This is a genomic window from Nostoc sp. (assembly GCF_036917755.1).
Taxonomy (GTDB): Bacteria; Cyanobacteriota; Cyanobacteriia; order Cyanobacteriales; family Nostocaceae; genus Nostoc.
Genome location: NZ_JBALFC010000120.1, coordinates 42621 through 68015, shown reverse-complemented (window position 1 = coordinate 68015; position 25395 = coordinate 42621). Strand labels below are relative to the sequence as shown.

The window sequence follows — 25395 nt, the reverse complement described above, 5'->3', positions numbered from 1 at the left end:
AGCAACTCACATACACTGAATCATGTTACCTAAACCCAAAAAGCACTGGACACCCCAGCATTGGGCAAGTTGGAAGCCTTTCGGGATTGGCGAACAGTACCCGAACAACTACTGGGAAGTCTTTCGGGCAATCTGGCTGTCTCGTGACAAACTACCCTACGCGTGGAATATTCTCGATAAAGGTGTTTGCGATGGTTGCGCTCTCGGAACAACTGGGATGAAAGATTGGACTTTAGATGGCATCCATCTCTGCAATGTCCGGTTGCGGCTGTTGCGGATGAATACTATGCCAGCTTTTGACCCGTTGCTATTGGAAGATGTTTCGCAGTTGCAAAAGCAAAAAAGCGCCCAATTACGCGACTTGGGACGGCTTCCTTACCCGATGATTCGTCAACGAGAGGAAAAAGGCTTTCGCCGTGTTAGCTGGGATGAAGCTTTAGGGGTAATTAGCGATCGCATCCACGCTACTACACCAGACCGCCTCAGTTTCTATGTTACCAGTCGCGGTACTGTCAACGAAACTTATTATGCTACCCAAAAAGCTGTGCGGGCAATGGGAAGCAATAATATTGATAACGCTGCCCGCATCTGCCATTCTCCCAGCACGGCGGGACTGAAAGCTGCTATCGGTGCAGGGGCTACTACCTGTTCTTATAAAGACTGGATTGGAACTGATTTATTAGTCTTCATTGGCTCCAATGTTGCCAATAATCAGCCTGTTACCGTTAAGTATCTCCATTACGCCAAGAAAGCTGGCACTAAGATTGTAGTTATTAATACTTACCGTGAGCCAGGAATGGAGCGCTACTGGGTGCCTTCAATTGTGGAAAGTGCCGTTTTCGGTACAAAGTTTGCCGAAGACTTCTTCTTAATCAACATGGGCGGGGATATAGCATTTTTGAATGGCACAATTAAACATATAATTGCTAACAATTGGGTAGACCAGTCATTTATAGATTTACATACAGTTGGCTTTGCTGAACTCAAAGCATCGTTAGAAAGCCAATCTTGGGAAGAATTAGAGCGGCTTTCTGGTACATCCCGCGAGTCAATGTCCGGCTTTGCCAAAATGGTTAAAGAAGCGAATAAAGCTGTATTTGTTTGGAGTATGGGCATTACTCAGCATGAATGCGGTGAAGATAACGTGCGAAGTATCATCAACTTAGCTCTTACCAAAGGTTTTGTCGGTCGGGAAGGCTGCGGTTTAATGCCAATTCGCGGCCACTCTGGGGTGCAGGGTGGTGCAGAGATGGGATGTTACGCAACAGTATTTCCTGGCGGTAAACCTATCACCCCAGAAAATGCTGCCCAATTGAGTCAGCATTGGGACTTTGAAGTGCCAGCAAGTAAAGGTTTAATTGCTTCAGAAATGATTAACGCCGCACATCAGGGACAGTTAGATGTGTTGTTCTCTGTGGGCGGGAATTTTCTAGAAGTGCTGCCAGAACCGGATTATGTGCAAGCTGCACTGAAGCAAATACCGTTGCGGGTACATATGGATATTGTTCTCTCCAGCCAAATGTTAGTCGAACCTGCTGATACTGTGGTGCTTTTACCTGCGACGACTCGCTACGAAATACCAGGGGGAGTCACAGAAACTAATACCGAACGCCGGGTAATTTTCAGTCCAGAAATTCCGGGGCCGCGCATTGGAGAAACGCGTCCAGAGTGGGAAGTATTTTTAGAATTAGCAAGGCGGGTAAAACCAGATTTAGCAGATAAGCTGGCTTTTGCTGACACAGCTGCTATCCGTCAAGAAATTGCTCAAGTTGTCCCCCAATATGCAGGTATTCAACACTTACAGCAGGCTGGTGATCAATTTCAATATGGCGGGTCACATTTGTGCTTTGGTTGGAATTTCCCGACAGCAGATGGAAAGGCACATTTTGGGGTATTATTGCCACCCCAAAGAGAATTACCAGAAGGTTATTTCTTATTAGCAACGCGCCGAGGCAAACAATTTAATAGTATGGTGCAGGAGCGCAAGGATGCAATTACAGGGGCGGTGCGAGAGGCGGTGCTAATAAATGCTGCTGATGCAGTAGAGTTGGGTTTAAAAGATAGCGATCGCGTCATTCTTAAGAATGATTTAGGCGAGTTGTTATGTCAAGTCTATATTGCGCCAATTCAGTCAGGAAACTTGCAAGTACATTGGCCAGAAGGGAATGTGCTATTAGATAAAAGTAAGCGATCGCTTGAAGGAGTTCCTGATTATAATGCAGTAGTACGCTTAGAAAAGCAAACCTAATATTAACGCTTTCCCACTCCTACGCTCGACTTAATATTACTCCAAAACTTGCAGCCATGTCTGTCGCCAAAGATTTTGAAACCTCAGAAGATGTTATATTTCCACCAGGGAATTTAGAAAGTAACGAGCCACCATTAGAAACATACCTACATTTGCAGCAAATGCTGCTATTGATAAAATGCCTTGATTGGTGGTGGCAAGACCTCAATCGCTTTAATGACTACTTTGCTGCGGGGAATCTTAGCATTCATTACAGTCCACGCCAGCGTAAATCCGAAGACTTTCGGGGACCAGATTTCTTTGTCGTGTTGGATACTGAACGCAAACCCCGCGATAGCTGGGTTGTTTGGGAAGAAGACGGTAAATATCCGAATTTGATTATAGAACTGCTTTCAAAGTCAACCGCAGCGATTGACAAGGGCTTAAAAAAACAAATTTACCAAGATATCTTTCGCACTCCTGAATATTTCTGGTTTGACCCCAAGAATCTAGAATTTGCTGGGTTTATTTTGTTGGGTGGTACCTATCAACCTATAGAACCCAACCCACAAGGATTGTTGTGGAGTCAGCAGCTAAGTTTGTACTTGGGCGTTCATGAAAATCAATTACGCTATTTCAATGCAGAAGGACAGGTAATGCCTACGCCAGAAGAAATTGCACAGTGGGAAGCGGAACACGCCGAACAAGAAAGACAACGCGCTGAACAAGAAACACAAAAAGCTGAACGCCTAGCAGCAAAATTGCGAGAATTGGGTATTGACCCAGATACGATTTAGTTTACTTTGGGCAAGAAGGGTCAGCAATTATTATTCTTTTGTGCGGTGGTGATAAAAGTACTCAAGAAAAAGATATTGATAAAGCAAAAGAATATTGGGAAGATTATAGGAGTAGAGATAATGCCTAAAAGTGCAAGCTATCACGAAAAACTGATTGAAGACCTCAAAGACCCATTAGAAGCAGCAGCTTATATCGAAGTTGTCTTAGAAGAAGGCGACCCGAAAATGTTGAGTAAGGCGCTGAAAAATGTGATTAAGGCAAAAGGTGGAATTGATCAATTTTCTGTACAAGTTAAGCAAGTTTATGACAAACTCGAACAGATATTATCCGAGAAAGAAGAAATAGAATTTTATTGCCTGAATGCTTTGCTGGATGCATTAGGGTTGCATTTGGTAGTAACAGTTAAGTTAAGCTGAAAGCCTTAAATGCTACACTCCGTAAGTCTCAATGCGATCCTGCGTCTGGAAAAACAAACCTAGATGTTAAAACTCAAACTACTGCTACGGTAAGTTTATATCACCCATATCACCCCAAAACTTGCAGCCATGTCCGCCACCAAAGATTTTGAATACCCAAATGATGTAATATTTCCTCTAGGGGATTTATATAGTGACGAACCACCTTTGGAAAGTGAACTACATCTACGCCAAATAATTCTGCTATTACAATCTTTGGAATTGTGGTGGCGAAACCGCAATGACTTTTACGCTGCGGGTAATCTAACAATTTACTACAGTCAACGCCAGAAGAGGTCAGAAGAATTCCGGGGTCCAGATTTTTTTGTCGTGCTAGGATGTGAACGCAAAATTCGTAAAAGTTGGGTTGTTTGGGAAGAAGACGGGAAATATCCCAACATAATTGTAGAACTTCTCTCGAATTCTACAGCCGCAACTGACAAAGGTTTGAAAAAACAAATTTTTCAAGATATCTTTCGCACACCAGAATATTTTTGGTTCGATCCCAATAATTCAGAATTTGCTGGCTTTACCTTGATTGGCGGTACTTATGAACCGATAGAACCTAATTCTCAAAGATGGCTGTGGAGTCAGCAGTTAAATTTGTACTTGGGTGTTTATGAACATAAATTACGCTATTTCAGTGCGGAAGGAAATCTAATTCCCACGCCTGAAGAAGTCGCTGAACAAGAACGACAACGCGCTGAACAAGAAAAACAACGCGCTGAACAAGAAAAACAACGCGCTGAACAAGAACGACAACGCGCTGAACAAGAACGACAACGCGCTGAACGCCTAGCAGCCAAATTGCGAGAACTGAACATTGACCCAGAAAATTTATCATTATAATGTCAGCCCTACAAGCATAATTACAAATTAGGATCATTTATTCTCGACAACCTCTAGACCTGTCCTAGCTACTGATTTAATATCAACATCCTGATTGTTTAGCAGCACTATTATGGTGGTATTTTGATTGGGGAGATATGCAAGCAATGTTACGAAGCCATAGGCTGTACCAGTATGCCCAATTGCTTTTGCTAAAGGAGATGAAAACCGTTCTACACCTAACCCATAGCTATAGCCTTCGCCATTATCTTTAAATTTCAACATTTCTTTCATCATCTTCGAGGAAAGTAAGGTTTTTTTGACAAATAATGCTTTAGCGAACTTGGCTAAATCCTCTGCTGTTGAAACTAATCCACCATCTCCTAAACCATTGCCATCATTGACTTTTGCGTAGCTATCCAGCTTACCATGCTTATGGCGATCGCCATAACCTGTAGCGACTTCTCCAATTGCCGGTTCGCGCAATTCCGTGAAGGTATGTTTTAATCCTAATGGTTTTAAAATCTGACTGCGGATAGCTTGTGCGAGAGTTCCCCTAGTGATATTTTCAACAATCAGTTCCAAAAGAATGTAGTTGCAATCAGTATAAATAAATTTCTCTCCGGGATTTGCCTGTGGTTGCTCTCCGTACATATACTGAATAGCTTCTCTGGCTGTCCAAGGCTGTGAGCGACTTCTTTTCGCAGTAGCTTGAATAAACTTTTTTGTGTCTAGGTATTCAGCAACACCACTGGTATGGTTGAGCAGTTGACGAACTGTAATTTTGTCGCTGTTGATAATATGAGGACTGATGTCTCTTGGTAGATAGGTTGCGATCGCCTGATCTAATTCTATCTTCCCTTGCTGGACTAATTTCAGCACAACCACCGCCATAAAAGTTTTACTCATACTGGCAATAGAAAAGCCATCCGTGGGTTTCATCCGGGTTTTAGTTGACAAGTCATTCACACCAGATGCTCCCAGCCAAGAGCCTTTAGGTGTAGAAATATACATGACTGCACCAGGGATTTTTTGTTCTACAACTATCTCATTTAAAAGTCTCTGTAGTTGAGAACTTTTTCCGATGGTGGAGGTAGATATGACTTGTTTAGCAAGAGATTTTTCAATTACTCTCTGACTAATGTTATCACCCACTAGGTATCCTGCAAAACCAAGGGAAATCACAAAGACTATTGCAAATAAAATTTTACTGAAAGCCAAAAATTTTAGGTTCATTTTACTTCCTAAACAGAAATCTAGCTCAACTGCACAAAGTAGTTGGTGAGGATGAACCTGACATCTGATATACAAATAGCATTACTTTGTTCCCAGATTAGTATCAAAATTTAAATTCACCAACTCTCATAAAAATGAAAATGGTAACTAAAAGCAAGACCAAAGCCACTGTTTGGGTAGTGGAAAATAGTCAAGTACGGCCTCGTTTAGACCAACTCACCACTGAAGAACCTTTAGAAATTCGCCTTGTCCCTCTCCAGAAGACGGTAGCTGTCACAATGCGGACACCAGGGGCAGATTTTGAACTAGCTGCTGGTTTCCTCTACAGTGAAGGAATCGTTAGCCGCAGAGAAGATATCCGACGTATCAGCTACTGCGTAGATAAATTAGTAGATGGTGAACAGCGCCACAACATCGTAAATGTAGAATTGCGGGATGGGTTGATTCCAGACTTACAGCCTTTGGAGCGTCATTTTTACACTAGTAGCGCCTGTGGGGTGTGTGGTAAAGCTAGCCTTGAGGCTTTGCGTCTGCGGGGATGTCCAGTGATTCCTTCTGGCCCAAGGGTAACACCTGAGATCATCTACAGCCTACCTGATAAGCTCCGGGCTGCTCAAGGTATCTTTACTGCTACAGGGGGTTTACACGCTGCGGCTACCTTCGATGCTCAAGGACAATTGTTAAACCTGTGGGAGGATGTTGGGCGACACAATGCTTTGGATAAATTGATTGGTACAGCTTTGCTCAGTGACGAGTTGCCTTTAAATAATTGTATTGTCTTGGTTAGTGGACGCTCTAGTTTTGAGATTTTGCAAAAGTCTACAACTGCTGGAGTTCCTATTGTTTGTTCTGTTTCTGCTCCCAGTAGTTTGGCGGTGTCTGTCGCCAAGGAATTCGGAATTACCTTAATTGGATTCCTGCGCGGGGAACGGTTCAATATTTACACTGGTTTACAAAGAATAAACGCTGCTTAGGAACACATTGTGCAAAAAAACCAGTAAAGTTATTTCATGCGACGAGATTCAATATTTTACAAACTGTTTCAACAATCCCCCACTTTGCTCTTTCAACTATTGACAAATCCCCCGACAAATGCTGATGCCTATAGATTTGATTCGGTTGCTATCAAAGAACCCAAATTTGAAATTGATGGCGTGTTTTTACCACCTGAGAATGAAAGTCCGGGTACTGTATATTTCTGTGAGGTGCAATTCCAGAAGGACGAAAGGTTGTATGAAAGAGTATTTGCGGAATCATCGTTATATTTTTACCGCAACCGTGCCAGATTTAGCGATTGGCAAGCAGTGATTATTTACCCGTCACGCAGTATTGAGCAAGGCGACATTCATCCTCATCGAACGCTACTTAACGGAAACCAAGTGCATCGGGTGTATTTGAATGAATTGGGGGATATTCGTCAATTACCTCTATGGGTGGCGCTGATGGTGTTAACTACGGTGGAAGAAGAACAAGCGCCGGAAGAAGCAAGGTATTTGTTAACAAGAACCCGTCAAGAAGTGCGATCGCCATCAAGTATCGCCATAATAGAAATATTGACAATAATAATGGTGTACAAGTTTGAACTTTGAACAATTAAGCCGAATGGAGATAGAAGAGATGTTAGGAATTACACTCAAAGAAACCCGAGTTTACAGGGAAATTAAGGAAGAAGGACGAGAAGAGGGACGACAGCAAGAGGCCGCTAATCTAGTAATTCGACTGCTAACTAAGCGATTTGGAGAAGTTTCTCTTGAAATGCGATCGCACATTTCCAGTCTAGCTCTACCTGTTCTCGAAGATTTGAGCGAGGCACTGTTAGATTTTACCAGTATCGCTGATTTACAGGCTTGGCTAGAAGCGCGATGATTAAATAGCCCCAAACCAAGCTTTAGTCTTAGATTTGCAATCATACTTTGTATGGTAGTTCTGCACCCACTTTCAGATTTCATTGACTGCGATTTTGAGATCAGCGACTCATCTTGTAGTTATTGGTACGAAGGGTGTTGTCTCGAAAGTGGCGAACGCCTGAAATTACCCCGCACCTCAATGTCGGAAGCGATCGCTCACGGACTAATGAAATATCTTGTCAATAATGACTGTTATTCTCGTGAAGGCAAGATGTATGGAATACTATTGGTTGAACTGCCTAATGGCGAACAAAGGGTACTCAAAGCCTTCTCCGGTCTTTTGAATGGTTGCAGTCTGGTTGAGGGCTGGGTGCCGCCAATTTCAGGACGAGACGAGGTTGCTTTAGAGGAAGCCCGCACTTTGGCACAGTTGGACGCGATTAAGCAAGAACTCCTTACCTTGAAGCAACTCACCGAACGTCAGCAGTACCAAACCCTGGTTGATGAGTTTGAGCAACAATTGCAAGCAATGAGCGATCGCCATCGCCTTTGCAAACATCGACGACAGGAAAAACGTCAGCAAATCTGCAATACACTCACTTCAGAAGCACTCACGATTGCCCTTGGACAACTCGACGAAGAGAGTCGTCAGCAGGGAATTGAACGACGGCAACTTAAACGCCAGCAAAATGCAGTATTACAGCCCCTTCAACAGTTAATTACAGCGACGGATGCGCGAATTAGCGAACTGAAACAACAGCGTAAAGCACTGTCGCGTCAATTACAAGCTCAGATGCACGCTAGTTACAGCCTGACTAATTTTTCCGGGCGATCGCAATCATTACAAGAATTGATGCCAGGAGGTTCGCCCACTGGTACAGGAGACTGTTGTGCCCCAAAGCTACTACATTATGCGGCAACACATAATCTCAAACCATTGGCAATGGCGGAATTTTGGTGGGGTGCGTCTTTGGTAAATCAGGATAAAATCCAGGGAGAATTTTATGGAGCATGTGCCGAGCGATGTCAGCCATTGATGGGATTTTTGCTATCAGGGTTAAGACCTATTTCAATCCCTAATAGGGATTTTCATACAACAGCCCCACTCTTGCTAAATAGATTAACACATTTGCGTAGATCCAATGTGTTTGACTCCCCAGCTTTCTCCACTATCAAAGGAGAGATCCCCATTCTTTATGAAGACGAATGGCTGATTGTTGTAAACAAACCTGCTGGGCTACTTTCGGTACCTGGTCGTTATCGCGATCGCCAAGATAGTGTTTTGAGTCGTTTACGTCATCTGTTAGCTGATGGCATGGCGCTTACATCTGTGCATCGTTTAGATCAGGAAACATCTGGTATTCTGTTGTTGGCACGCGATCGCCAAACCCATCGGCAACTCAGCCAGCAGTTTCAGCAACGCCAGATTCACAAGGTTTATGAAGCCATACTTTCCGGTGCTGTGACAGTTGAGCAAGGTGTGATTGACCTGCCATTATGGGGAGATCCCGAAAATCGCCCTGAGCAAAAAGTTGATTGGCAGCAGGGTAAACCTAGCTTGACACACTTCCAGGTAATGGCGAGAGAAGGAGACTACACCCGCGTAGAATTTACGCCGTTAACAGGACGCACTCATCAGTTGAGAGTTCATGCGGCTGATGCGCGAGGACTTGGGGTAACTATTTTAGGCGATCGCCTTTATGGATGCTGTGCAGTTACCAGTCGGTTACATCTGCACGCCAGAGAACTTCGCTTCGAGCATCCGCAGTTAGAAAAAACCCTGCATTTACAAGCAATTACGCCCTTTTGACATCAAGTATTTTAATAACTCTTATGAATATTGTTGCTTTTATTTTAATATAAAATCGTGAAATTCTTCTGTAGAAAAAAGATGATAAACAATCGTAATTGCGAAGGCATTATTCCAATTAGGGAAAATACCGATAAATCTCCTTACGGTGTAGAACTCGCTGAAATATAATTGTTTCTCCATCAAAGATAATCACCTATCCTAATCCGATAAGCATTTTCATGTCCCTTGAGCTTTTTTATGTTCGTGATTTCTGCAAAACTTAAGGTATTTGGTATTTCTTCAAAAGCAAGTGTTTTAATAGATTCAAAGTGTAGTGTACTTTTGAGCGCTTTGATATCTTTCAGAAAGCTGGGTAGATATTGGGTATTTACTCTTTATCTAGTTCTGCTAATGCTTCTTCAAGGTTCAGTGGCTTTTCATCTTGCACTTCCTTCATCGCCAGAATTAGTCCTTCATCCTCAACAGCTTCTAGCAGACCTTGATAATCATGGAAATCTATAACTACTTTCCTGATGTTACCTTTAGTGTCAGTGATCAGTTCTTGAGCAAATGGATATTTATCAGCTTTCATTTAGATTTTGGCTTGTAAGCCTTAAATAAACACAGTATCTAGAAACAGGCGATCGCTTTTCTACGCGATCGCCTGTTTCTATTATCTCATTTATCCCCAAACGTTCGGCTTCTAAAATTAGCGATCGCGATCGCTCATAACTAGCATCAACAGGTTCTTCTTGAGTATCTAGGGGGCCAAAGTTACCACCAACAAGTGCCCAAATACCATAACGTGGTTCTGACATGGTGAACTCCAAATTAAGTCAGGATGCGGATTAGGGAGATGAGGCGGATAAGGGAGACACTGCATTAGATAATTTTATAATACGGTAAATGTATCAACTTACTGTACAATATTTTCAGCTATGATCGCCTCCTTTGGTATATTCCTTGCACTTGATGGCAATACAAAGGAAGTGAACAAGTGCGAACACCGCCCTCTGGGTAAAACTCAGGAGAATTTATAATATGAGCAACAAGCACATTGAAGTTAAACAAGTAGCTGGTTTCATCGGTGCCGAAATCAACGGCGTAGACCTTTCGCGTCCTCTGCACGATGATGCAGTTGCGGAAATTCGTCAAGCACTGTTGAAGTGGAAAGTCATATTCTTTCGCGGTCAGAACATCGATCATGCTGCACAGATTGCCTTTACATCTCGTTTCGGCGAAGTGACCTATGCACATCCCCACGAGGATCAGCCAATCGAAGGCTTCTCACAAATACTGCCGATTGACCGCAGCCGCTACGAACGCAAGAATGGTCTGCGTCGTTCCAGCTACGAGAGCCGTTGGCATACCGATGTGACAGCAGTTGTTAACCCACCGGCGGGGTCTATTTTACGTGCAGTTAACGTCCCCAGTTTTGGTGGTGATACACAATGGACTAATCTGGTTGCAGCTTACGAGGGTCTGTCAGCACCACTGAAAGCGCTAGCAGACACATTGAAAGCAGAACATCGCTTTAATGCGCGTTTGCGGCTGCCTAGCAACAGCAAGCTTGTCCAGCGCATCGCAGCCAATCCCCAGGTTTCCATTCACCCAGTAGTGCGGGTTCATCCAGAGACAGGCGAACGTGCATTATTCGTCAACCCTGGCTTCACTTCTCACATTCTTGACGTGTCACCACAAGAGAGTGAGCTACTGCTGGAGCTGTTCTTCAACCAGATCACCAAGCCAGCCTACACCACCCGCTTTCGCTGGAACAATGGTGACATTGCGTTCTGGGACAACCGCGCCACCGCACATTTAGCACCGCAGGATTTAGATCATGTAGAAGTCGAGCGCGTACTCTATCGCACCACCATTACTGGCGATATTCCAGTCGGGACTGATGGTTTCCGATCGCAAATAGTTGAAGGTGAACCATTAAGCAGCGAATTACCAACCGTCTTCAAGAACAAAGACGAGAAGCTTGAAGCAGAAGCAGTCCTTTCGTCAGCTAGATAGTTAGAACTAGTCTTTTCAACGTGAGCATCTGTACTATCAAAGTTTTTACGGTATTTCAGGTATCGGCTGGAATTTAAGAAAGAGATTATGCATTAAACTCCAAATTTGTGGGCTGTAAATTAAGCGATGCCTAGGTTGGGCTACGCCTACGACTCAGCCAAAATACCAAAATTGGGTTAAAACATTATTTCTTTCATAGATAGTACGAACCTTTGCTTTGAAAGGGCTAGTACCGCAAGGCAAAAGTCAAAAGTCAAAAATTTATAGCAAGGCTTTTGACTTTTGACTTACCCGAAGGGGCTGATTGTTGACTGTTAACAAAAATTAAATTGAAAACCTATTGCGATCGCTGTCTATTCTACCTAACTAATATTACTGGTGGGTGGATGAGTAGTCAGCAGGATACTAAGCAATTCTATGAAGGATTAACCCGTGGTCAAACTAATTCTACCTATAGAGCTTGCCGCCGAGATTGAGCCATACCTATCAGCTGATACGCAATTTGTGCAAGTAGATAGTGATGGTAATTTTGATGGTGATGCTAGTGATGCGGAAATTTATCTCAATGGGTTCAAATTAAAGCCGACTACTCTACATAAGGTGCTGGCGGCTGCTCCTGGACTACGTTGGCAACAAACTCCTAGTGCTGGTGTAAATCACATCCTCACACCCATTTTTCTCGAACATGATATTATCCTGACTAATGCTGCGGGGGTTCATGCGATTCCCATTTCAGAATTTGTATTGACTTTGATCCTCTATCATGCAAAGCAGTTACGGCAACTGCAAGCAGATCACGATCAACGCATATGGGAAAAAAGCTGGTTGGTACTGCCAGAGTTGGCAAATTCAACTGTGTTAATTATTGGTACTGGGAATATTGGTCAGGCGATCGCAGATCGTGCTAAAGGATTTGGGGCAAGAGTTTGGGGTGGTCGCCTTCGTCCCGCACCTCTACCGAATTTTGATAAAATCGTCGGTGCAGATGAATGGCACGCACTGTTGCCAGAAGTTGACTATATAATTGTTACTACACCTTTGACACCAGAAACTAAAGGTTTAATCGATGAAACAGTACTGCGATCGCTACCCAGCCATGCCTATTTAATTAATGTTGGTCGCGGTGCGGTTGTAGATGAATCAGCATTAACTAAAGCTCTGACTGAAGGCTGGATTGCAGGTGCAGGATTAGACACAGTTTCTATTGAACCCCTACCGCCAGAAAGTCCTTTGTGGTCTTTACCTAACCTGTTGATCACACCCCACACTTCCGCAATTTCCCCAGCATTAAAAGGGCGCATCGCCGCCTTGTTTCTCGATAATCTAGAGCGCTACCGAGCCGGCCAGCCCTTACGGAATGTAGTTAATAAGCAAGCAGGATATTAAACCGCTAGAGACATCCAACATGGGGATATTCAATAAAACAGGAGTCAGAATACAGAATTCAGAATTCAGAATTGGTGAATACTCTACCCATAAAGCGCAAAGTCGAGCCAGTGTGCCCTTGCGGTTTCCCGACTTGAAGCAACTGGCGTCGGAGCGGCGGCTGACGCCGTTCGCGTAGCGTCTCCGTAGGAGATTCTGAACTTTGTAAGACAGGGATAGAGTTTTAACGAGGAAGAATATTTTAATTTTTTCGCTTAACTTCGGGCGAGGTTTTAACCAATATAGGACTTACGCACTGTACAAATTCATCCTGATGTGCGTTAACAAAAATAGGTTGTTTCAGGCTCTTCTTAATTATCCTTTGATCGTAAATAGACGATGCTGTAGAGGTAAAGCATGCTTTACCCCTACGAAAGATGTGGTTTTTCACTTCTCCCCATGCTTTCAATTTCTGCAATTAGATTAGGTATATCTATTTGATTAAAATTATTTTCTTTTAACTGCTGGGCAATGGTTTGTGTCCACAAGTAAAAGTCTTGTTCATAGAGATTTTTTTCATTTATAAAAGATGGACTGGTCATTAATATTCCTCTTGTAAACGCTAAAAATTAGGTGGGACTAAGACGATGTTTGAAAAGATTGGGCGAATATAATAGAGCCTCCGGCACGCTGACGCGTAGCTTGCTTCTCCGTAGGAGTACGCTACTACACAAGCGAAACTCATGTAATTCTTCTATAGTGAGTGAACGATGGTAAATATCAGGTTCTATTTTATAGACTAACAAAAAAGAGGCGATCGCTTCATGAAGTTGCTTGATTGCTGCTTCTTGATTTATCTCTTGTCCTACCAGTCCATTGTCTAAGCATAAAGCAACCCAATAAATAGATTTCCCATGCTCCCATCTACAATTATTTAATATATAATCAGCTATATCTTTAGTAGAAATAAATCTATTTAATCTAATTAGATGCCATGCAAAGAATAACTTTAAACTCTCGTGTTGGACAAGATGGAATATTACATTTAGATATTCCTGTAGATGTCACTAATGTTGATTTAACTATTACTGTTATTTTACAACCTATTACTGATTCTGAGCAGGAAAATCAACCTAAAGGAAAAGGTTGGCCTGCTAACTTTTTTGAAGAAACTTCAGGATCTTTAAAAGATACACCTCTAATTATAGATTCTGAAGGTGTTTTTGATGATTTAGAAGAGTTTAAATTGACATGAAATATTTACTAGATACAAATGTATGTATTAAATATCTCAATGAAGATTCGATTATTCGCCAGAGACTTGAAAATTATGAGTTAGAAGATATTGCGGTTTGTTTATTTGTGAAACTAGAGTTATTTTATGGAGCCATGAGAAGTGATAACCCAGATCAGTTTGGGCAAAAGTAAAGCGATTTTTAGAAGTATTTATTTCTTTACCTTTAGATGATATTTCAGCTTTAAATGCAGGTAGGATTCGCGCTCAATTAGCTAATCTCGGTATTCCTATTGGTTATAATGATTTATTAATTGCTTCTATTGCACTGTCCCATGATTTAATTTTGGTGACTCATAATACTAAAGAATTTGTCAGGGTCGAAGGGTTAAAAATAGAAGATTGGGAAATTGAAGGATAGAAGGTTAAAAACAAAGTATAAATGTCTACAATGCAGTAAAGGAATTTGTGACCTTAATTTTAAATTGTATATAGTTGAAAGCGATCGCACTTTTATTTACTACTCTAAGTGATGGCTTTCATAATTCCCTACAGCAAACAGCGACCACTCTTCATAAACCCAGATTTAAAATCCTGGCTCTCCTAGACTAGTTATAGAAAATTAATACTTGATATCAGGTTAAGTCCTTACATGGTAGGGGATTCAAGAATCAAAAAGCATATTTTTATTAAATCTTTGATTCTATTTTAGCGAAACCTAGTTATATCAGGTATTTTAGGGGTTTTTTAGTATTAATTTATCAAACGAAGTCTAGGAGAGCCAAAATCCTTTAGTGATTGATAATATTTTAGTGCTTCATCTTTTGATAATGGTTTTTCTTCCTTTACTTCCTCCATAAGTTTTGCTAAACCGTAATCCTCAAGAATTTCTTCAACTTTTTCAAATTCAGCGATAGGAATTTGTACAGCAATAGGTCGTTGATTTTCGTCAAGAACATAATTTTTGTGAACTTCAAGCATTTTAATAACTCCTATTTGTTATTTATTCTTGAACCAGCTTAGTGAGACAATTGCTGAAGGAATATTTAATTTTAGCAATTATTCATGATCCAAAACTAGCCACTTCCACAGGACGTTCAACAGCTAATTTTTTACGGTTAGTTTTGATTTGTTCAATTTTGTGAAGAGTTTCAGCAGTTAAATAACTTTCGCCGCAATGAGTACAAGTGATCGCTGGAATATTTTCTATTACTAGCAGGTCTTTACCCTTACCGTAAGTTCTAGTAATTCGGCGGATTTTGACACCTTCGCTTCCACAAATATCACACAGCATTTGCCGCTTTCCTGGTATTAGGGTATGTATACAGTAATGATAACAAGTTTTCCAGTTGGACTTAGCTTGGCAATTATTTCGACTTCCCCTGCATCAAGAGTTAAACCTCTGATGCGATATTTAGATTCTGCTGTCACTTTATCTTTTTGACGTTCCAGTATTTCGCCTGTGAGGATGCCTTCTTCAATGTCATAGATTGTTAGATTGTCATCGCTCATTTCTTCTTCAGCGTGTAGCGTCATTAAATACAGACGAGAAGAAACTTTATCTCGCATTCGTTGCAAAATTTCATCGAACAAGGTGGTAATCTCAGAGGAATTAGACTTTAATAGTTTACAGCGATCGCATGGATTGACCTCTCCCCTACTTGGGTTTGTATGCAAAGTGGGAGGGTGCGTGCGATCGCACTAATTATTTTAGCTGGTTAAAATCTTCTTCTGTAATGCCCAACTGCTTAAGAATTTCATAAAACAACCAACTACCAATTTCGGCGTTGCCATGAATGGGAATTGTAGTTACTCGTCCATCTGGATGTTGCCAACGAGCATGACTACCCTTCTGTCGGACTTTTTCAAATCCTAGTTTTCGGGCAACTCTTTCCAATTCACTTGCTTTAGCTGGCATTTGCAATCACCAGCTCGACATTTCCAGGTAGAGAACGCCCTTGTTCTTTGTACTCTTCTTGAATCATTTCAAAAACAGAGATAAGTTCAGTATGGGCTTCATCTGGCGTTTGTCCCCAAGCGTGACAACCAGGAATAGCTGGAACATAGGCAACAAATGTGCCATTATCATCAGGGCGGATCACGGTGGTATAGTTTTGCAGAGACTTCATAGGGATAGTCTGAGGTTTGGGTTACATTTTTTTAGTTTAAAGCAATATATCAATAGAGAATTCAGAATACAAATTTAAAAACTCTTTTTCGTCAGGTTTTTTAAAATATAATTTATCTCCATCAACATCTTTATAATATAATCCTCCTTCATGGCAAGTGTACTCAAATTTATATTTAATTAAATTTTGTAATGTTCGTAGTGTGATATCGTCGGAATAAGGGCTAGAGTATGTAAATTCAACTTTTGAACCATGACTCATCTTGACTATCGCTACATAAAGTTGAGGCTGAGAAATTGAATTTGAACTTTCATCATAATAAGTTTTATGGAGACTTAATAAAATTTCTATATTGCCATCAAATTTATAATGAGGTTGAGCCTGATTTACAGGCAGTTCTAGGAGAACAATGATATCTTTATCCTGTGATAGAGCTTGTTCTTTCAAAAAGATAATTCCTTTTTCATTCTTATGTAGTGTGCTATCGTAAATTTTAATGGTTTTAGTTTTCTCTTCAAAGTATTCTTGATTTATATCTTCTGTATTGCTCTTTAACTGTAGTTCTTTTTTGTATTCTTCTGTGTTTTGTATATTCTTTAATTCTTCGATAGTTGATTGTTGCAGAAGAAAAGGTATAATATTATGGTCTTTGTTAATGCCAGCTTTTATTATTGCATCCCCAATAGCATAACAGTCAGAGAAACCCAAGCAAGGTACATTTTTAACCAATTTCAGAATCATTCCTGCTTGGGGTTGAAATTGAAGTTTATAATAGTTATGTCTCTGTACAGTATCAATTGTATATAGTCTCATTAGTATTTTTATTAATTAAGTACAACGGTGTAAAAGTCATTTTTGTTTACCTATTGATGTTAAATAATTAGCTGGCTATTGCCCACCGTACTATTACCTACCTCGCTGCCGTAGGCATACCCAAAATATGCTCAAGCCTGGGCATCTCTTCCAACAGAATCACGCGCCCTTCATCCTCAAAACCTGCGATTTGATCAAAGTTTAAATACCGATACAAATCATCTGCAAAAGGATGAATTCTACTCGCCACAATATCCTAGCAGCGCACAAACTGCTCTAAATCTTGTTCTTTTTCTTCAACAGCTAAAAATTCATGTAATTCATCTATTGAAACGGTAGATTTATAAATATTACTTTCAGACTCCTAAACCACTTCAAAGGATTCAATTGCTTCTTTCAGTTTATTAATTGCATCCTCTTGAATATTTCCCTGCCCGACAATGCCGTTTTCTAAACATAAAGCAACCCAATAGCCAGAACTTTTTCTGAGTACGAGGGTGTAAAAATTCATTCATTCCTCCAACTTAATAAGTATTTTTTAATATTTCTTCTAATGTAAAAGGAGATTCTTTAGGAAAGAAATTTAATTTAATCCCTGTTTCATCAGATGCTTTGAGACGAGCTTTTTGATAACAATCTTCAAATACTTCTGCAAGTAGAGGTTGCAAACTGGGACTATCTTCTAATAATGTTTCAATACAGATACGTTGCTCAGAAATGGTACTGCGCCAACTTTCACTACGGTTTTCTGGTTGATATTGCCATTTCAGTAAGTGCATTAATAGCACAATTAATCGATTTTTTAACTCGCGTTTTTCACTTCTCCCCATGCTTTCAATTTCTTCAATTAGATTAGGTATATCTATTTGATTAAAATTATTTTCTTTTAACTGCTGGGCAATTGTTTGCGTCCACAAGTAAAAGTCTTGTTCATAGAGATTTTTTTCATTTATAAAAGATGGACTTGTCATTAATATTCCTCTCGGAAAGGCTAAATATTAGGTGGGCATGAAGAAGAATGCAGAATCCAGAATTCAGAATAAATCAGCCGGGGATTCAGACCCGCCACTCTCTTGTTGACCACCAAATCGTAGATTTGGTGGGGGTCTTAAACCCAGTTATTCATCCGCCAGTCATACAGAATTCATTCTGACTCCTGAATTCGGAATTCTGAATTCTGAATTCTGAATTCTGTTCGATAACACCCACCTAATTAAACTATACCAACAAAGCCTGCTCCTCCTTAGAAATCACGCGCCCTTCATCCTCAAAACCGAGTATTTGATCAAAGTTCAAATACCGATACAAATCATCGGCAAAAGGCTCAATTCTACTCGCCACAATATCCAAATATTCCTGCACTGTGGGAAGCCGTCCCAGTAGCGCACTAACTGCGGCTAATTCTGCTGAACCAAGATACACTCGCGCATCTTTACCCATGCGATTATTGAAGTTACGAGTAGAGGTAGAAAACACTGTTGTACCATCAGCAACTCGCGCCTGATTACCCATGCACAAACTGCATCCTGGTATTTCTGTTCTAGCACCCGCAGCCCCAAAAATGCTATATACACCTTCTTCTTTAAGTTGGTGTTCATCCATCCGGGTTGGTGGTGAAATCCACAGCCGAGTTTTCACTTCACCTGCGCCTTCCAAAACTTTCGCTGTTGCCCGATAATGGCCAATATTCGTCATACAAGAACCGACGAATACTTCTTGCACTGGATCATTCGCAACTTCCGATAATAATTTAACATTATCGGGGTCATTGGGAGCAGCGACAATTGGTTCTTTGATTTCGTTCAAATCAATTTCAATTATTTCCGCATACTCTGCATCGGCATCGCCTGATAATAATACGGGATTTGCTAACCATTCTTCCATCTTTGCCACACGACGCAGCATGGTACGCGGATCATGATAGCCTCGTGCTATCATATTTTTCAGCAGCGCGACGTTAGAACGCAGATATTCGGAAATTGTCTCTACACTCAGCTTAATTGTGCATCCGGCACAAGAACGCTCGGCGCTAGCATCGGTGAGTTCAAAGGCTTGTTCAACTTTTAAATCTGGCAAACCTTCTATTTCCAGAATTCGCCCGGAGAAGACATTTTTCTTGTTCTGCTTTTCTGCTGTCAGCAAACCTTTTTGAATTGCCACGTAGGGAATCGCATTCACGACATCCCGCAGGGTGATACCTGGTTGCAATTCACCTTTAAATCTTACCAATACTGACTCTGGCATATCTAAAGGCATCACACCCAAGGCGGCTGCAAAGGCCACTAATCCCGAACCGGCGGGGAAGGAAATACCCAAGGGAAAGCGGGTGTGAGAGTCGCCGCCAGTTCCCACGGTGTCGGGTAGCAGCATCCGGTTTAACCAAGAGTGAATAATACCATCACCGGGGCGTAAGGCGACACCGCCACGAGAGGCAAAAAAGTCGGGGAGTTCGTGATGGGTTTTGATGTCAACTGGTTTGGGATAAGCAACTGTGTGACAGAAACTCTGAATCACTAAGTCTGCACTGAAACCAAGACAGGCGAGTTCTTTCAATTCGTCGCGGGTCATGGGGCCTGTGGTATCCTGGGAACCAACGGTACTGATGATGGGTTCGCAGGATGTGCTAGGACGCACACCAGGTAATCCGCAAGCTTTACCGACTATTTTCTGTGCCAAGGTGTAGCCTTTGCCTGTGTCAAAGCCTTGCTGGGGACGGGTAAAAACTGTGCTAGGTTCTAAACCAAGTGCAAGACGAGTTTTGTCGGTGAGGGTACGTCCGATAAGTAGGGGAATGCGTCCACCTGCGCGAACTTCATCGAGGATGGTATCAGGTTTGAGGGCAAAGGTGGAAATGACTTCGCCTGCTTCGTTTGTAATTTCGCCTTTGTAGGGATGGATGGTAATTACCGCGCCGGTTTCGAGTTGGCTGACATCGCACTGAATAGGCAAAGCACCGGCATCTTCTGCTGTGTTAAAGAAGATAGGCGCGATCGCACCACCTAAAACATAACCCCCAGCGCGTTTGTTTGGCACAAAAGGTATATCATTTCCTGTATGCCACAATACTGAGTTGATAGCAGATTTCCGCGAGGAACCAGTACCAACTACATCCCCTACATAAGCTACAGGATGCCCTTTTTTCTTCAGTTCAGCAATAGTTGCCAAGCTTCCCGGTTGCCGTGACTCTAACATCACTAAGGCGTGTAAGGGAATATCTGGGCGAGTTGTGGCACTTTGGGCGGGGGATAAATCGTCGGTATTGGTTTCGCCAGGAACTTTAAAAACGGTGACAGTAATCGCTTCTGGAACTGTGGGACGAAGGGTAAACCATTCAGCTTCCGCCCAAGAGTCAATTACCCGCTTGGCGAAAGGATTGGTTTTAGACAACTCCAAAACATCGTGGAAGGCATCGTACACCAACAAGATTTTGCTTAAGGCGTTGGCGGCGTAGGCGGCGATGGGTTCCTTTCCTTGTCCGCCCATTACTAAAGGTGTTTCGGATGAGTCTGAGAGGGATACAGTGGGAAATTGCAGTAAATCGATTAAAGATTGCACGTTGTAACCACCTATCATCGTCCCCAGCAATTGCACCGCTTCTATGCGCGAAACCAAGGGACTGGTGATTTCCTTTTTGGCAATGGCGGTGAGAAATCCAGCTTTGACATAAGCTGCTGGATCAACACCAGGAGAAACGCGATCGCTCAATAGATGTAATAATATCTCTTCCTGACCCTTTGGCGGATTTTTCAGTAATTCACATAATTCTGAGGTTTGCTTCGCATCCAATGGTAAAGGAGGAATACCGAGTGCTGCTCTTTGGGCAACGTGTTTACGATATGATTCCAGCATTTTTATGTTCTCCATTGGGATTTTCTCCCTTTAATTATGAAATATTTTTAGGCAATACTTGGCTATAAAAGTTTAGCTTACTTTTATTACTAAAAGCCTTACTGGTAATCAGTTATTAGCAAGTTTTTTTTATACTGAAAGTTTGAAAAATATGAGGCGAATAGAATTTGCTACTACACAAACTCTCGTCCACCGACCTGGACTAAGAGGAAATCAAGGATTCTTAACCCAGGTCGGTGGGTTTTCTCTGTATAGCTGCGACTTCTAGTTGCCAGGTCTAGTAATAATGAATTATATTGATTGTTGGTTTAACCAAGTTTCTAAATCAGCGACGCTAGAAAAGTCTAGCAATGCTTCTCCTAAATTCTCTAATTGTTCAATGGATAAGCCTTTAATTTGCTCGATTAATGATGCATCAATTTCACCAATACGGCGATTGAGTAGACGCACTATTAAGTCTTGTTCTCCCTCTTGCCTTCCCTCCTGCCTTCCCTCTTGCCTTCCCTCTTCTTTGGCTTGTTCTCTGTCTCTTTGATAAAGTGGTTCTAATCGCATAATTAACTCCCGATCATCTGCTTCTAATTCTTGATTTACTCTCAAATTTTCGCGCAAGTTGTAAACTAATTCAAGAGTTGCTTTCTGGTATGGATGATCTAATGGTAACGCTTGCAACTCGATAATTGCTTGTGACTGCACATTTCCTCTTCCTAAAAGTCTCAACCATAACGTTTCTGGTGTTTGGGGTAGTTGGTGTATTGCTACAATTGCTGTTCGCAACGCATCTGGCAGAAAATGCACTCCTGATAACCAAGTTGCTTTTTGCATAGTTCCAAAGCTAGACAATCTAGTTTCAGATATGGTTGGAGTCAGAATCCACAATTTGGGAATTTCTGAATCCTGAAGTTTGGTTTTATTGGCTTTAGCTTCTCGTCGTAATAGAGCCTTGATTTCTAATAATTTGAGAATACAGTCGCAGATTTCATCGGTAGAAGCTGGATTGCGGTATGATTCTATAATCGCAGGATGTTCCGCAAATCTTCCTAATAAACCCAGTATTTGTAAATTAGAACTTTGCTGTTTAGCAGGAGTGAATAAAACATCTATTTCTTTAATCTCTCCTGATACTTTTTCTGATGCCTTGACTTCTCCGTAATCTTTTAATAGTTCTTCTAGATAGTCTTTGGCAAATTTATCATGTATAAAACGGGTCATTCAATTTTAAAATTGCGGAAGTTCTGGGATAATGCAAAGTTTTATTATATAGCAGTCCTGAATTATTCCTGAGAAAATTGATAAGACTGCTATATCTGTAATGTCATATTTGGCTAATTACTTTTAACTTTACTCGCTTAAACTTCCGCGCAAGGGTAATATGGCGGTTATTTTATTTTCACCTGATATTTTATCTGTATTAGCTTTCAAGCGTGTTAATCTGCTTTTACGAATACGATCGCTGTCTCGAATACCACCTGCAAGTTCATATTCATTGCTGTTTTTGCCGTACTTGAAACCAACTCCCATCAGCATTTTGTCTGAAACCTGATTTAAGGTTTTTTCCATCTCATCTAACTTTGTTTTAGAAGAGTCAATCATAGCTATATCAGCGTTATAATCATCAAGCATATTGTGGAAGCGTTCTATTAATTGACTCAGGTTTTGCAAGTTGTAAGTATCATCAAAATTGATATTTTGATCGATAGCTTTCAGTCCGGCAACTCTAAACTCAGCTTTTTCTAGAATCCGGGAACTACGTTTTTTTCGAGACATAAATTTACACGGCTTTTAAAGCTTTACAGAGCCATTTTGTCTCAATTAATCTATATTGTGGTTCAGCAAAAAGCGCAGTCTTGTAAATAATTTTTTTACTTATGTCCGTAATTTCTCGGTATTTAATCACCAAAGGTTGATTTTCAGAAAAATAATATTATGTTTAAGTTGCACGAAAACTACAATATTGTTGCATAAGCGTAGGCATAGCCCGTCGTAGACATCGCACCTTTACTTCTAGTCAACTGCGATCGCTTTAATCTTAAGGCTTAATGTTGTAACCTTAAGGCTTTATGCTCTGGCTTTAAGGCTTAATGTTGTAACCTTAAGCCTTAAGGTTCTAACTTTAAGGCTTAATGTTGTAACCTTAAGCCTTAAGGTTCTAGCTTTAAGGGTTAATGTTGTAACCTTAAGGGTTAATGTTGTAACATTGATGACCAAAGTTTGTTGGTGAGTGCAATCATCGCTACATAGTGTATATTGTTGATTTACAGCGATCGCAGAGTTGGACAGCAAGGATCAACAGTTATTATTCTTTTGTGTGGTGGTGATAAAATTTATTTGTGTATTGTATAGTAAATCATGTTACTAATCTATAACTTATTCAGAATTAGTTGCTATAATTATCAATCTTTAGCCTAAAATTTTATAGTAACATCTGGATATTTTTAACTAATCCAGATAAACTGATAAATTTGTCCGTTGCGTCACGCTTGTTTTGTATATGCCCAAAACTTACACCGTAGAAATTGATCACCAAGGCAAAATTCATACCTTGCAAGTTCCTGAAGATAAAACGATCTTATCAGTTGCCGATGCTGCTGGTTTAGAACTGCCGAGTTCTTGTAATGCAGGTGTTTGCACAACTTGCGCCGGTCAAATAAGCGAGGGAACTGTAGATCAAACTGATGGTATGGGCGTTAGTCCAGATTTGCAAAAGCAAGGTTACGTATTGCTTTGTGTTGCCAAACCCCTTTCTGATTTGAAAATTAAGACGGAAAAAGAAGACGTAGTTTATCAGTTACAGTTTGGCAAAGGCTAATAATCAGTAAACAGTTATAGCGGTGTTCGGCCTTTGTGAGCTACAAGAACCCCACCCCCAACCCCCTCCCCGCAAGCGAGGAGGGGACTATGATATATCTAATATGATTAGGAAACACTATCAGTATATCGGATGATATCGGATGATTACTCATAACTGAATAACTGTTCGCTGAAAATTTCCAAACCTGATAAATAAGATTAGTATTTCCTAGCAGATGATATCAGCTATTCTAGAAACTACAAATCAATAGGATTTACCAAGATGACGACTCATTTTATTAGCGCAGAAATTGATTTACAAGAAACTCCCGCAGAGTTACTAGAAGTAATTAAAACAGAGTTGAAGAAACAAGGAGAACCTCTGCGTTGGGCAATTACCTCTGTGGATGTTGAAGAACAAAAAGCTACAGTTGAAGCGGTAGTAACAAAGAGTGCTGAGTGCTGTTAGCGATAGCGGGGGGTTTAGCCGATGCTGAGTTATATCATGTCCGCATAATTTAGTTATGCTAACCACAGTCAATACACCCCACCCCCAGCCTCTCCCCGCTCTTCGGGAGGGGAGACAAAGCATAGCTTTGGCGGGGGTGGGGTTCTTCGGGTTTAATAAGCAATCAAGCGGACATGATATTAGAACTTAAAAGTTGAGAGTGGGCCAAGGTTATTGCAGTTTCATCTAGCCCGCCTCAGAATAAATTCTGAGTCTAATAGCACTCATTCGTCTGAAGACGACTGAAAAAAGATTATAGTCAGTTAAAACTGACTTTAGTTATTAGCCCGGAACTAAAGTTCTGGGCGGTTTATATTTAGAACGAAATAGCCCTGAAGAGTGGGAGTAATTGAAAATTTTGCTCATAACTCATAACTCATCACTCATAACTTACGATGAATCGTCCATACACCGCGATCTTAATTGTACCAACTGGGGTTGGGGCTGCCATTGGGGGTTATGCAGGAGATGCTTTACCTGTTGCCAAAGTTATAGCACAGGTTTGCGATCGCCTAATTACTCACCCCAATGTCCTTAATGGCGCTTCTTTGTATTGGAATCTCCCAAACGCTTTCTATGTTGAAGGTTATGGGCTTGACAAATTTGCCTCTGGATGCTGGGGTTTGCGTCCAGTCCGTAGCAACAAAGTAGGTTTGCTTTTAGACCAAGCTATTGAGCCAGAGTTGCGACTACGACATATACAAGCCGCAGATGCAGCCAGAGCCACTCTGGGATTGACTCTAACAGATTATGTAATTACTGATGCACCATTAAATGTAGAATTACGGACTACAGCATCGGGAGCTAGTTGGGGAACAATTGGCAACCCAGATAGCTTATTACGGGCAGCTGAGATATTAATTAAAAAAGCGGGGGCAGAAGCGATCGCAGTTGTTGCCCGTTTCCCGGATGATATAGACTCAGAAGCAGTAGAGAAATATCGCCACGGTGAAGGTGTTGATCCTTTAGCGGGTGCAGAAGCCGTAATTAGCCATTTGCTAGTGCGAACCTTTGAAATTCCTTGCGCCCATTCTCCCGCGCTTTTGAGCGAACCTCCAAAACCTGATTTATCTCCCCGTTCCGCCGCCGAAGAATTGGGCTATACTTTTTTGCCGTGCGTCCTTGTCGGATTAAGTCGTGCCCCACAATTTATAATAGAGAGAGGAGCGATGTCTACGACGGGCTACGCCTACAGATCACAGCAAGAAGATATTTGGGCAGATCAAGTGGATGCTGCGATCGCACCTGCAACAGCTTGTGGTAGCAGTGCCTTACTAAGTTTAAGCCAAAGACGATGCCAAATAATTACAGTAGAAGAAAATAAAACTCTGATAAAAGTTCCTCCCCAACCGTTGGGGATCAAAGCTATACAGGTAAACTCATATTTAGAGGCAGTAGGTGTATTAGCAGCACACAAAGCAGGCATCAATCCCTCCGCCCTCCGTCCCAAATTATTACCTTTGCAGTCAGTAGTTAAAAGTTAGGAGTTAGGAGTTAGGAGTTAA

Annotated in this window: 30 protein-coding genes and 2 pseudogenes; 16 read left to right on the top strand and 16 right to left on the bottom strand. The window is 41.4% G+C overall.

Translation table 11 applies throughout. The features are described 5' to 3' along the window. Positions 1–22: 22 nt before the first annotated feature. The 5 genes and pseudogenes from V7L05_RS26345 to V7L05_RS26325 all read left to right on the top strand — a co-directional run bounded on the left by V7L05_RS26345 (position 23) and on the right by V7L05_RS26325 (position 4329). Complete coding sequence (locus V7L05_RS26345; protein WP_335168520.1) at positions 23–2248, top strand: FdhF/YdeP family oxidoreductase; 2226 nt, start codon at positions 23–25, stop codon at positions 2246–2248. A 56-nt stretch (positions 2249–2304) separates the two neighbouring features. Then, positions 2305–3024, top strand: a complete 720-nt coding sequence (locus V7L05_RS26340; protein ID WP_335168519.1) for a Uma2 family endonuclease — start codon at positions 2305–2307, stop codon at positions 3022–3024. Further along, positions 3024–3152, top strand: a pseudogene (locus V7L05_RS26335) (type II toxin-antitoxin system RelE/ParE family toxin); the annotation flags it as partial. The gene V7L05_RS26340 and the pseudogene V7L05_RS26335, both read left to right, overlap by 1 nt. Continuing rightward, positions 3145–3441, top strand: a complete 297-nt coding sequence (locus V7L05_RS26330; protein ID WP_335168517.1) for a helix-turn-helix domain-containing transcriptional regulator — start codon at positions 3145–3147, stop codon at positions 3439–3441. The pseudogene V7L05_RS26335 and the gene V7L05_RS26330, both read left to right, overlap by 8 nt. 129 nt (positions 3442–3570) lie before the next feature. Beyond that, positions 3571–4329, top strand: coding sequence for a Uma2 family endonuclease (locus V7L05_RS26325; RefSeq protein WP_335168516.1), 759 nt, complete (start codon positions 3571–3573; stop codon positions 4327–4329). 33 nt (positions 4330–4362) lie between these two features. Here V7L05_RS26325 and V7L05_RS26320 read toward each other — a convergent pair whose 3' ends face one another. Next, on the bottom strand, positions 4363–5544 hold the full coding sequence (locus V7L05_RS26320; RefSeq protein ID WP_335168515.1) for a serine hydrolase domain-containing protein: 1182 nt from the start codon (positions 5542–5544) through the stop codon (positions 4363–4365). Between the two features lie 134 nt (positions 5545–5678). Between V7L05_RS26320 and fdhD the strand changes: the two genes are divergently transcribed. From fdhD to V7L05_RS26305, 3 genes and pseudogenes are all read left to right on the top strand, one after another. Beyond that, a complete protein-coding gene (gene fdhD / locus V7L05_RS26315; RefSeq protein WP_442937883.1) occupies positions 5679–6518 on the top strand; it encodes a formate dehydrogenase accessory sulfurtransferase FdhD in 840 nt (279 codons plus the stop codon). Between the two features lie 36 nt (positions 6519–6554). Further along, positions 6555–7410 (top strand): annotated as a pseudogene (locus V7L05_RS26310) (Rpn family recombination-promoting nuclease/putative transposase). A gap of 51 nt (positions 7411–7461) precedes the next feature. Continuing rightward, positions 7462–9201, top strand: a complete 1740-nt coding sequence (locus V7L05_RS26305) for an RluA family pseudouridine synthase (RefSeq protein ID WP_335168511.1) — start codon at positions 7462–7464, stop codon at positions 9199–9201. Positions 9202–9571: 370 nt separating this feature from the next. Here the strand turns inward: V7L05_RS26305 and V7L05_RS26300 are convergent, their stop codons facing one another. After that, complete coding sequence (locus tag V7L05_RS26300; protein ID WP_335168509.1) at positions 9572–9775, bottom strand: hypothetical protein; 204 nt, start codon at positions 9773–9775, stop codon at positions 9572–9574. Continuing rightward, positions 9765–10001, bottom strand: a complete 237-nt coding sequence (locus tag V7L05_RS26295) for a hypothetical protein (protein WP_335168507.1) — start codon at positions 9999–10001, stop codon at positions 9765–9767. Before V7L05_RS26295 ends, V7L05_RS26300 begins: the two co-directional genes overlap by 11 nt. Before the next feature lie 223 nt (positions 10002–10224). On the opposite strand from V7L05_RS26295, the gene V7L05_RS26290 reads away from it, so the two are divergent. Together V7L05_RS26290 and V7L05_RS26285 are read left to right on the top strand one after the other, a co-directional pair. Further along, positions 10225–11202 carry a TauD/TfdA dioxygenase family protein gene (locus tag V7L05_RS26290; protein WP_335168505.1) on the top strand — a complete coding sequence of 326 codons (978 nt, stop codon included), beginning with the start codon at positions 10225–10227 and terminating at the stop codon, positions 11200–11202. A 432-nt stretch (positions 11203–11634) separates the two neighbouring features. Continuing rightward, positions 11635–12588 carry a D-2-hydroxyacid dehydrogenase gene (locus V7L05_RS26285; RefSeq protein ID WP_335168504.1) on the top strand — a complete coding sequence of 318 codons (954 nt, stop codon included), beginning with the start codon at positions 11635–11637 and terminating at the stop codon, positions 12586–12588. Positions 12589–12995: 407 nt separating this feature from the next. On the opposite strand, the gene V7L05_RS26280 is transcribed toward V7L05_RS26285, so the two are convergent. After that, on the bottom strand, positions 12996–13169 hold the full coding sequence (locus V7L05_RS26280) for a DUF29 family protein (RefSeq protein WP_442937109.1): 174 nt from the start codon (positions 13167–13169) through the stop codon (positions 12996–12998). 392 nt (positions 13170–13561) lie between these two features. Here V7L05_RS26280 and V7L05_RS26275 point away from each other — a divergent pair, with 392 nt between their 5' ends. The 3 genes from V7L05_RS26275 to V7L05_RS26265 are packed head-to-tail and all read left to right on the top strand — an operon-like array spanning position 13562 to position 14222. Beyond that, on the top strand, positions 13562–13822 hold the full coding sequence (locus V7L05_RS26275) for a hypothetical protein (RefSeq protein WP_292769494.1): 261 nt from the start codon (positions 13562–13564) through the stop codon (positions 13820–13822). After that, entirely contained in the window at positions 13819–13995 is a 177-nt protein-coding gene (locus tag V7L05_RS26270; RefSeq protein ID WP_335168502.1) for a type II toxin-antitoxin system VapC family toxin, read from the top strand. The genes V7L05_RS26275 and V7L05_RS26270 overlap by 4 nt, the downstream gene beginning before the upstream one ends. Positions 13996–14015: 20 nt before the next feature. After that, on the top strand, positions 14016–14222 hold the full coding sequence (locus V7L05_RS26265; RefSeq protein WP_335168608.1) for a PIN domain-containing protein: 207 nt from the start codon (positions 14016–14018) through the stop codon (positions 14220–14222). A gap of 332 nt (positions 14223–14554) precedes the next feature. Here V7L05_RS26265 and V7L05_RS26260 read toward each other — a convergent pair whose 3' ends face one another. The 12 genes from V7L05_RS26260 to V7L05_RS26205 all read right to left on the bottom strand — a co-directional run bounded on the left by V7L05_RS26260 (position 14555) and on the right by V7L05_RS26205 (position 22359). Further along, positions 14555–14782 carry a hypothetical protein gene (locus V7L05_RS26260; RefSeq protein ID WP_335168500.1) on the bottom strand — a complete coding sequence of 76 codons (228 nt, stop codon included), beginning with the start codon at positions 14780–14782 and terminating at the stop codon, positions 14555–14557. Positions 14783–14864: 82 nt separating this feature from the next. Beyond that, complete coding sequence (locus V7L05_RS26255; protein ID WP_335105137.1) at positions 14865–15095, bottom strand: type II toxin-antitoxin system MqsA family antitoxin; 231 nt, start codon at positions 15093–15095, stop codon at positions 14865–14867. A gap of 17 nt (positions 15096–15112) precedes the next feature. Then, a complete protein-coding gene (locus tag V7L05_RS26250) occupies positions 15113–15394 on the bottom strand; it encodes a DUF4258 domain-containing protein (RefSeq protein ID WP_335168498.1) in 282 nt (93 codons plus the stop codon). Between the two features lie 112 nt (positions 15395–15506). Then, entirely contained in the window at positions 15507–15719 is a 213-nt protein-coding gene (locus V7L05_RS26245; protein WP_335168497.1) for a type II toxin-antitoxin system HicA family toxin, read from the bottom strand. Beyond that, on the bottom strand, positions 15709–15930 hold the full coding sequence (locus V7L05_RS26240; RefSeq protein ID WP_335168495.1) for a type II toxin-antitoxin system HicB family antitoxin: 222 nt from the start codon (positions 15928–15930) through the stop codon (positions 15709–15711). Before V7L05_RS26240 ends, V7L05_RS26245 begins: the two co-directional genes overlap by 11 nt. 36 nt (positions 15931–15966) lie before the next feature. Further along, positions 15967–16743, bottom strand: coding sequence for a hypothetical protein (locus tag V7L05_RS26235; protein ID WP_335168493.1), 777 nt, complete (start codon positions 16741–16743; stop codon positions 15967–15969). Between the two features lie 97 nt (positions 16744–16840). Further along, complete coding sequence (locus V7L05_RS26230; RefSeq protein WP_335168491.1) at positions 16841–16993, bottom strand: hypothetical protein; 153 nt, start codon at positions 16991–16993, stop codon at positions 16841–16843. A gap of 114 nt (positions 16994–17107) precedes the next feature. Beyond that, the gene (locus V7L05_RS26225) at positions 17108–17254 is read right to left on the bottom strand and encodes a type II toxin-antitoxin system HicB family antitoxin (RefSeq protein WP_335168490.1); all 147 of its coding nucleotides are present in this window, start codon (positions 17252–17254) and stop codon (positions 17108–17110) included. Between the two features lie 13 nt (positions 17255–17267). Next, positions 17268–17714, bottom strand: a complete 447-nt coding sequence (locus tag V7L05_RS26220) for a DUF29 domain-containing protein (protein ID WP_335168488.1) — start codon at positions 17712–17714, stop codon at positions 17268–17270. A gap of 247 nt (positions 17715–17961) precedes the next feature. Next, complete coding sequence (gene acnB, locus V7L05_RS26215; RefSeq protein WP_335168486.1) at positions 17962–20592, bottom strand: bifunctional aconitate hydratase 2/2-methylisocitrate dehydratase; 2631 nt, start codon at positions 20590–20592, stop codon at positions 17962–17964. Positions 20593–20883: 291 nt separating this feature from the next. Beyond that, positions 20884–21804 (bottom strand): DUF4351 domain-containing protein, encoded by a 921-nt coding sequence (locus tag V7L05_RS26210; RefSeq protein WP_335168484.1) that lies wholly within the window; start codon positions 21802–21804, stop codon positions 20884–20886. A gap of 129 nt (positions 21805–21933) precedes the next feature. After that, the gene (locus tag V7L05_RS26205) at positions 21934–22359 is read right to left on the bottom strand and encodes a hypothetical protein (protein WP_335168482.1); all 426 of its coding nucleotides are present in this window, start codon (positions 22357–22359) and stop codon (positions 21934–21936) included. 724 nt (positions 22360–23083) lie between these two features. Between V7L05_RS26205 and V7L05_RS26200 the strand changes: the two genes are divergently transcribed. The 3 genes from V7L05_RS26200 to V7L05_RS26190 all read left to right on the top strand — a co-directional run bounded on the left by V7L05_RS26200 (position 23084) and on the right by V7L05_RS26190 (position 25374). Beyond that, on the top strand, positions 23084–23401 hold the full coding sequence (locus tag V7L05_RS26200) for a 2Fe-2S iron-sulfur cluster-binding protein (RefSeq protein ID WP_335168481.1): 318 nt from the start codon (positions 23084–23086) through the stop codon (positions 23399–23401). Positions 23402–23665: 264 nt separating this feature from the next. After that, positions 23666–23851, top strand: a complete 186-nt coding sequence (locus V7L05_RS26195; protein WP_335168480.1) for a hypothetical protein — start codon at positions 23666–23668, stop codon at positions 23849–23851. A 434-nt stretch (positions 23852–24285) separates the two neighbouring features. After that, positions 24286–25374, top strand: coding sequence for a DUF3326 domain-containing protein (locus V7L05_RS26190; RefSeq protein WP_335168478.1), 1089 nt, complete (start codon positions 24286–24288; stop codon positions 25372–25374). The last annotated feature ends 21 nt before the right edge of the window (positions 25375–25395 follow it).

Coding starts and splice junctions, on each gene's coding strand:
- V7L05_RS26190 (WP_335168478.1), top strand. CDS start 24,286: ATGAATCGTCCATACACCGCGATCTTAATTGTACCAACTGGGGTTGGG.
- V7L05_RS26225 (WP_335168490.1), bottom strand. CDS start 17,254: ATGAATTTTTACACCCTCGTACTCAGAAAAAGTTCTGGCTATTGGGTT.
- V7L05_RS26330 (WP_335168517.1), top strand. CDS start 3,145: ATGCCTAAAAGTGCAAGCTATCACGAAAAACTGATTGAAGACCTCAAA.
- V7L05_RS26325 (WP_335168516.1), top strand. CDS start 3,571: ATGTCCGCCACCAAAGATTTTGAATACCCAAATGATGTAATATTTCCT.
- V7L05_RS26195 (WP_335168480.1), top strand. CDS start 23,666: ATGACGACTCATTTTATTAGCGCAGAAATTGATTTACAAGAAACTCCC.
- V7L05_RS26305 (WP_335168511.1), top strand. CDS start 7,462: ATGGTAGTTCTGCACCCACTTTCAGATTTCATTGACTGCGATTTTGAG.
- V7L05_RS26300 (WP_335168509.1), bottom strand. CDS start 9,775: ATGAAAGCTGATAAATATCCATTTGCTCAAGAACTGATCACTGACACT.
- V7L05_RS26275 (WP_292769494.1), top strand. CDS start 13,562: ATGCAAAGAATAACTTTAAACTCTCGTGTTGGACAAGATGGAATATTA.
- V7L05_RS26290 (WP_335168505.1), top strand. CDS start 10,225: ATGAGCAACAAGCACATTGAAGTTAAACAAGTAGCTGGTTTCATCGGT.
- V7L05_RS26320 (WP_335168515.1), bottom strand. CDS start 5,544: ATGAACCTAAAATTTTTGGCTTTCAGTAAAATTTTATTTGCAATAGTC.
- V7L05_RS26205 (WP_335168482.1), bottom strand. CDS start 22,359: ATGTCTCGAAAAAAACGTAGTTCCCGGATTCTAGAAAAAGCTGAGTTT.
- V7L05_RS26295 (WP_335168507.1), bottom strand. CDS start 10,001: ATGTCAGAACCACGTTATGGTATTTGGGCACTTGTTGGTGGTAACTTT.
- V7L05_RS26235 (WP_335168493.1), bottom strand. CDS start 16,743: ATGAGACTATATACAATTGATACTGTACAGAGACATAACTATTATAAA.
- V7L05_RS26270 (WP_335168502.1), top strand. CDS start 13,819: ATGAAATATTTACTAGATACAAATGTATGTATTAAATATCTCAATGAA.
- V7L05_RS26220 (WP_335168488.1), bottom strand. CDS start 17,714: ATGACAAGTCCATCTTTTATAAATGAAAAAAATCTCTATGAACAAGAC.
- V7L05_RS26245 (WP_335168497.1), bottom strand. CDS start 15,719: ATGCCAGCTAAAGCAAGTGAATTGGAAAGAGTTGCCCGAAAACTAGGA.
- acnB (WP_335168486.1), bottom strand. CDS start 20,592: ATGCTGGAATCATATCGTAAACACGTTGCCCAAAGAGCAGCACTCGGT.
- V7L05_RS26200 (WP_335168481.1), top strand. CDS start 23,084: ATGCCCAAAACTTACACCGTAGAAATTGATCACCAAGGCAAAATTCAT.
- fdhD (WP_442937883.1), top strand. CDS start 5,679: ATGAAAATGGTAACTAAAAGCAAGACCAAAGCCACTGTTTGGGTAGTG.
- V7L05_RS26340 (WP_335168519.1), top strand. CDS start 2,305: ATGTCTGTCGCCAAAGATTTTGAAACCTCAGAAGATGTTATATTTCCA.
- V7L05_RS26345 (WP_335168520.1), top strand. CDS start 23: ATGTTACCTAAACCCAAAAAGCACTGGACACCCCAGCATTGGGCAAGT.
- V7L05_RS26240 (WP_335168495.1), bottom strand. CDS start 15,930: ATGAAGTCTCTGCAAAACTATACCACCGTGATCCGCCCTGATGATAAT.
- V7L05_RS26280 (WP_442937109.1), bottom strand. CDS start 13,169: ATGACCAGTCCATCTTTTATAAATGAAAAAAATCTCTATGAACAAGAC.
- V7L05_RS26255 (WP_335105137.1), bottom strand. CDS start 15,095: ATGCTGTGTGATATTTGTGGAAGCGAAGGTGTCAAAATCCGCCGAATT.
- V7L05_RS26210 (WP_335168484.1), bottom strand. CDS start 21,804: ATGACCCGTTTTATACATGATAAATTTGCCAAAGACTATCTAGAAGAA.
- V7L05_RS26260 (WP_335168500.1), bottom strand. CDS start 14,782: ATGCTTGAAGTTCACAAAAATTATGTTCTTGACGAAAATCAACGACCT.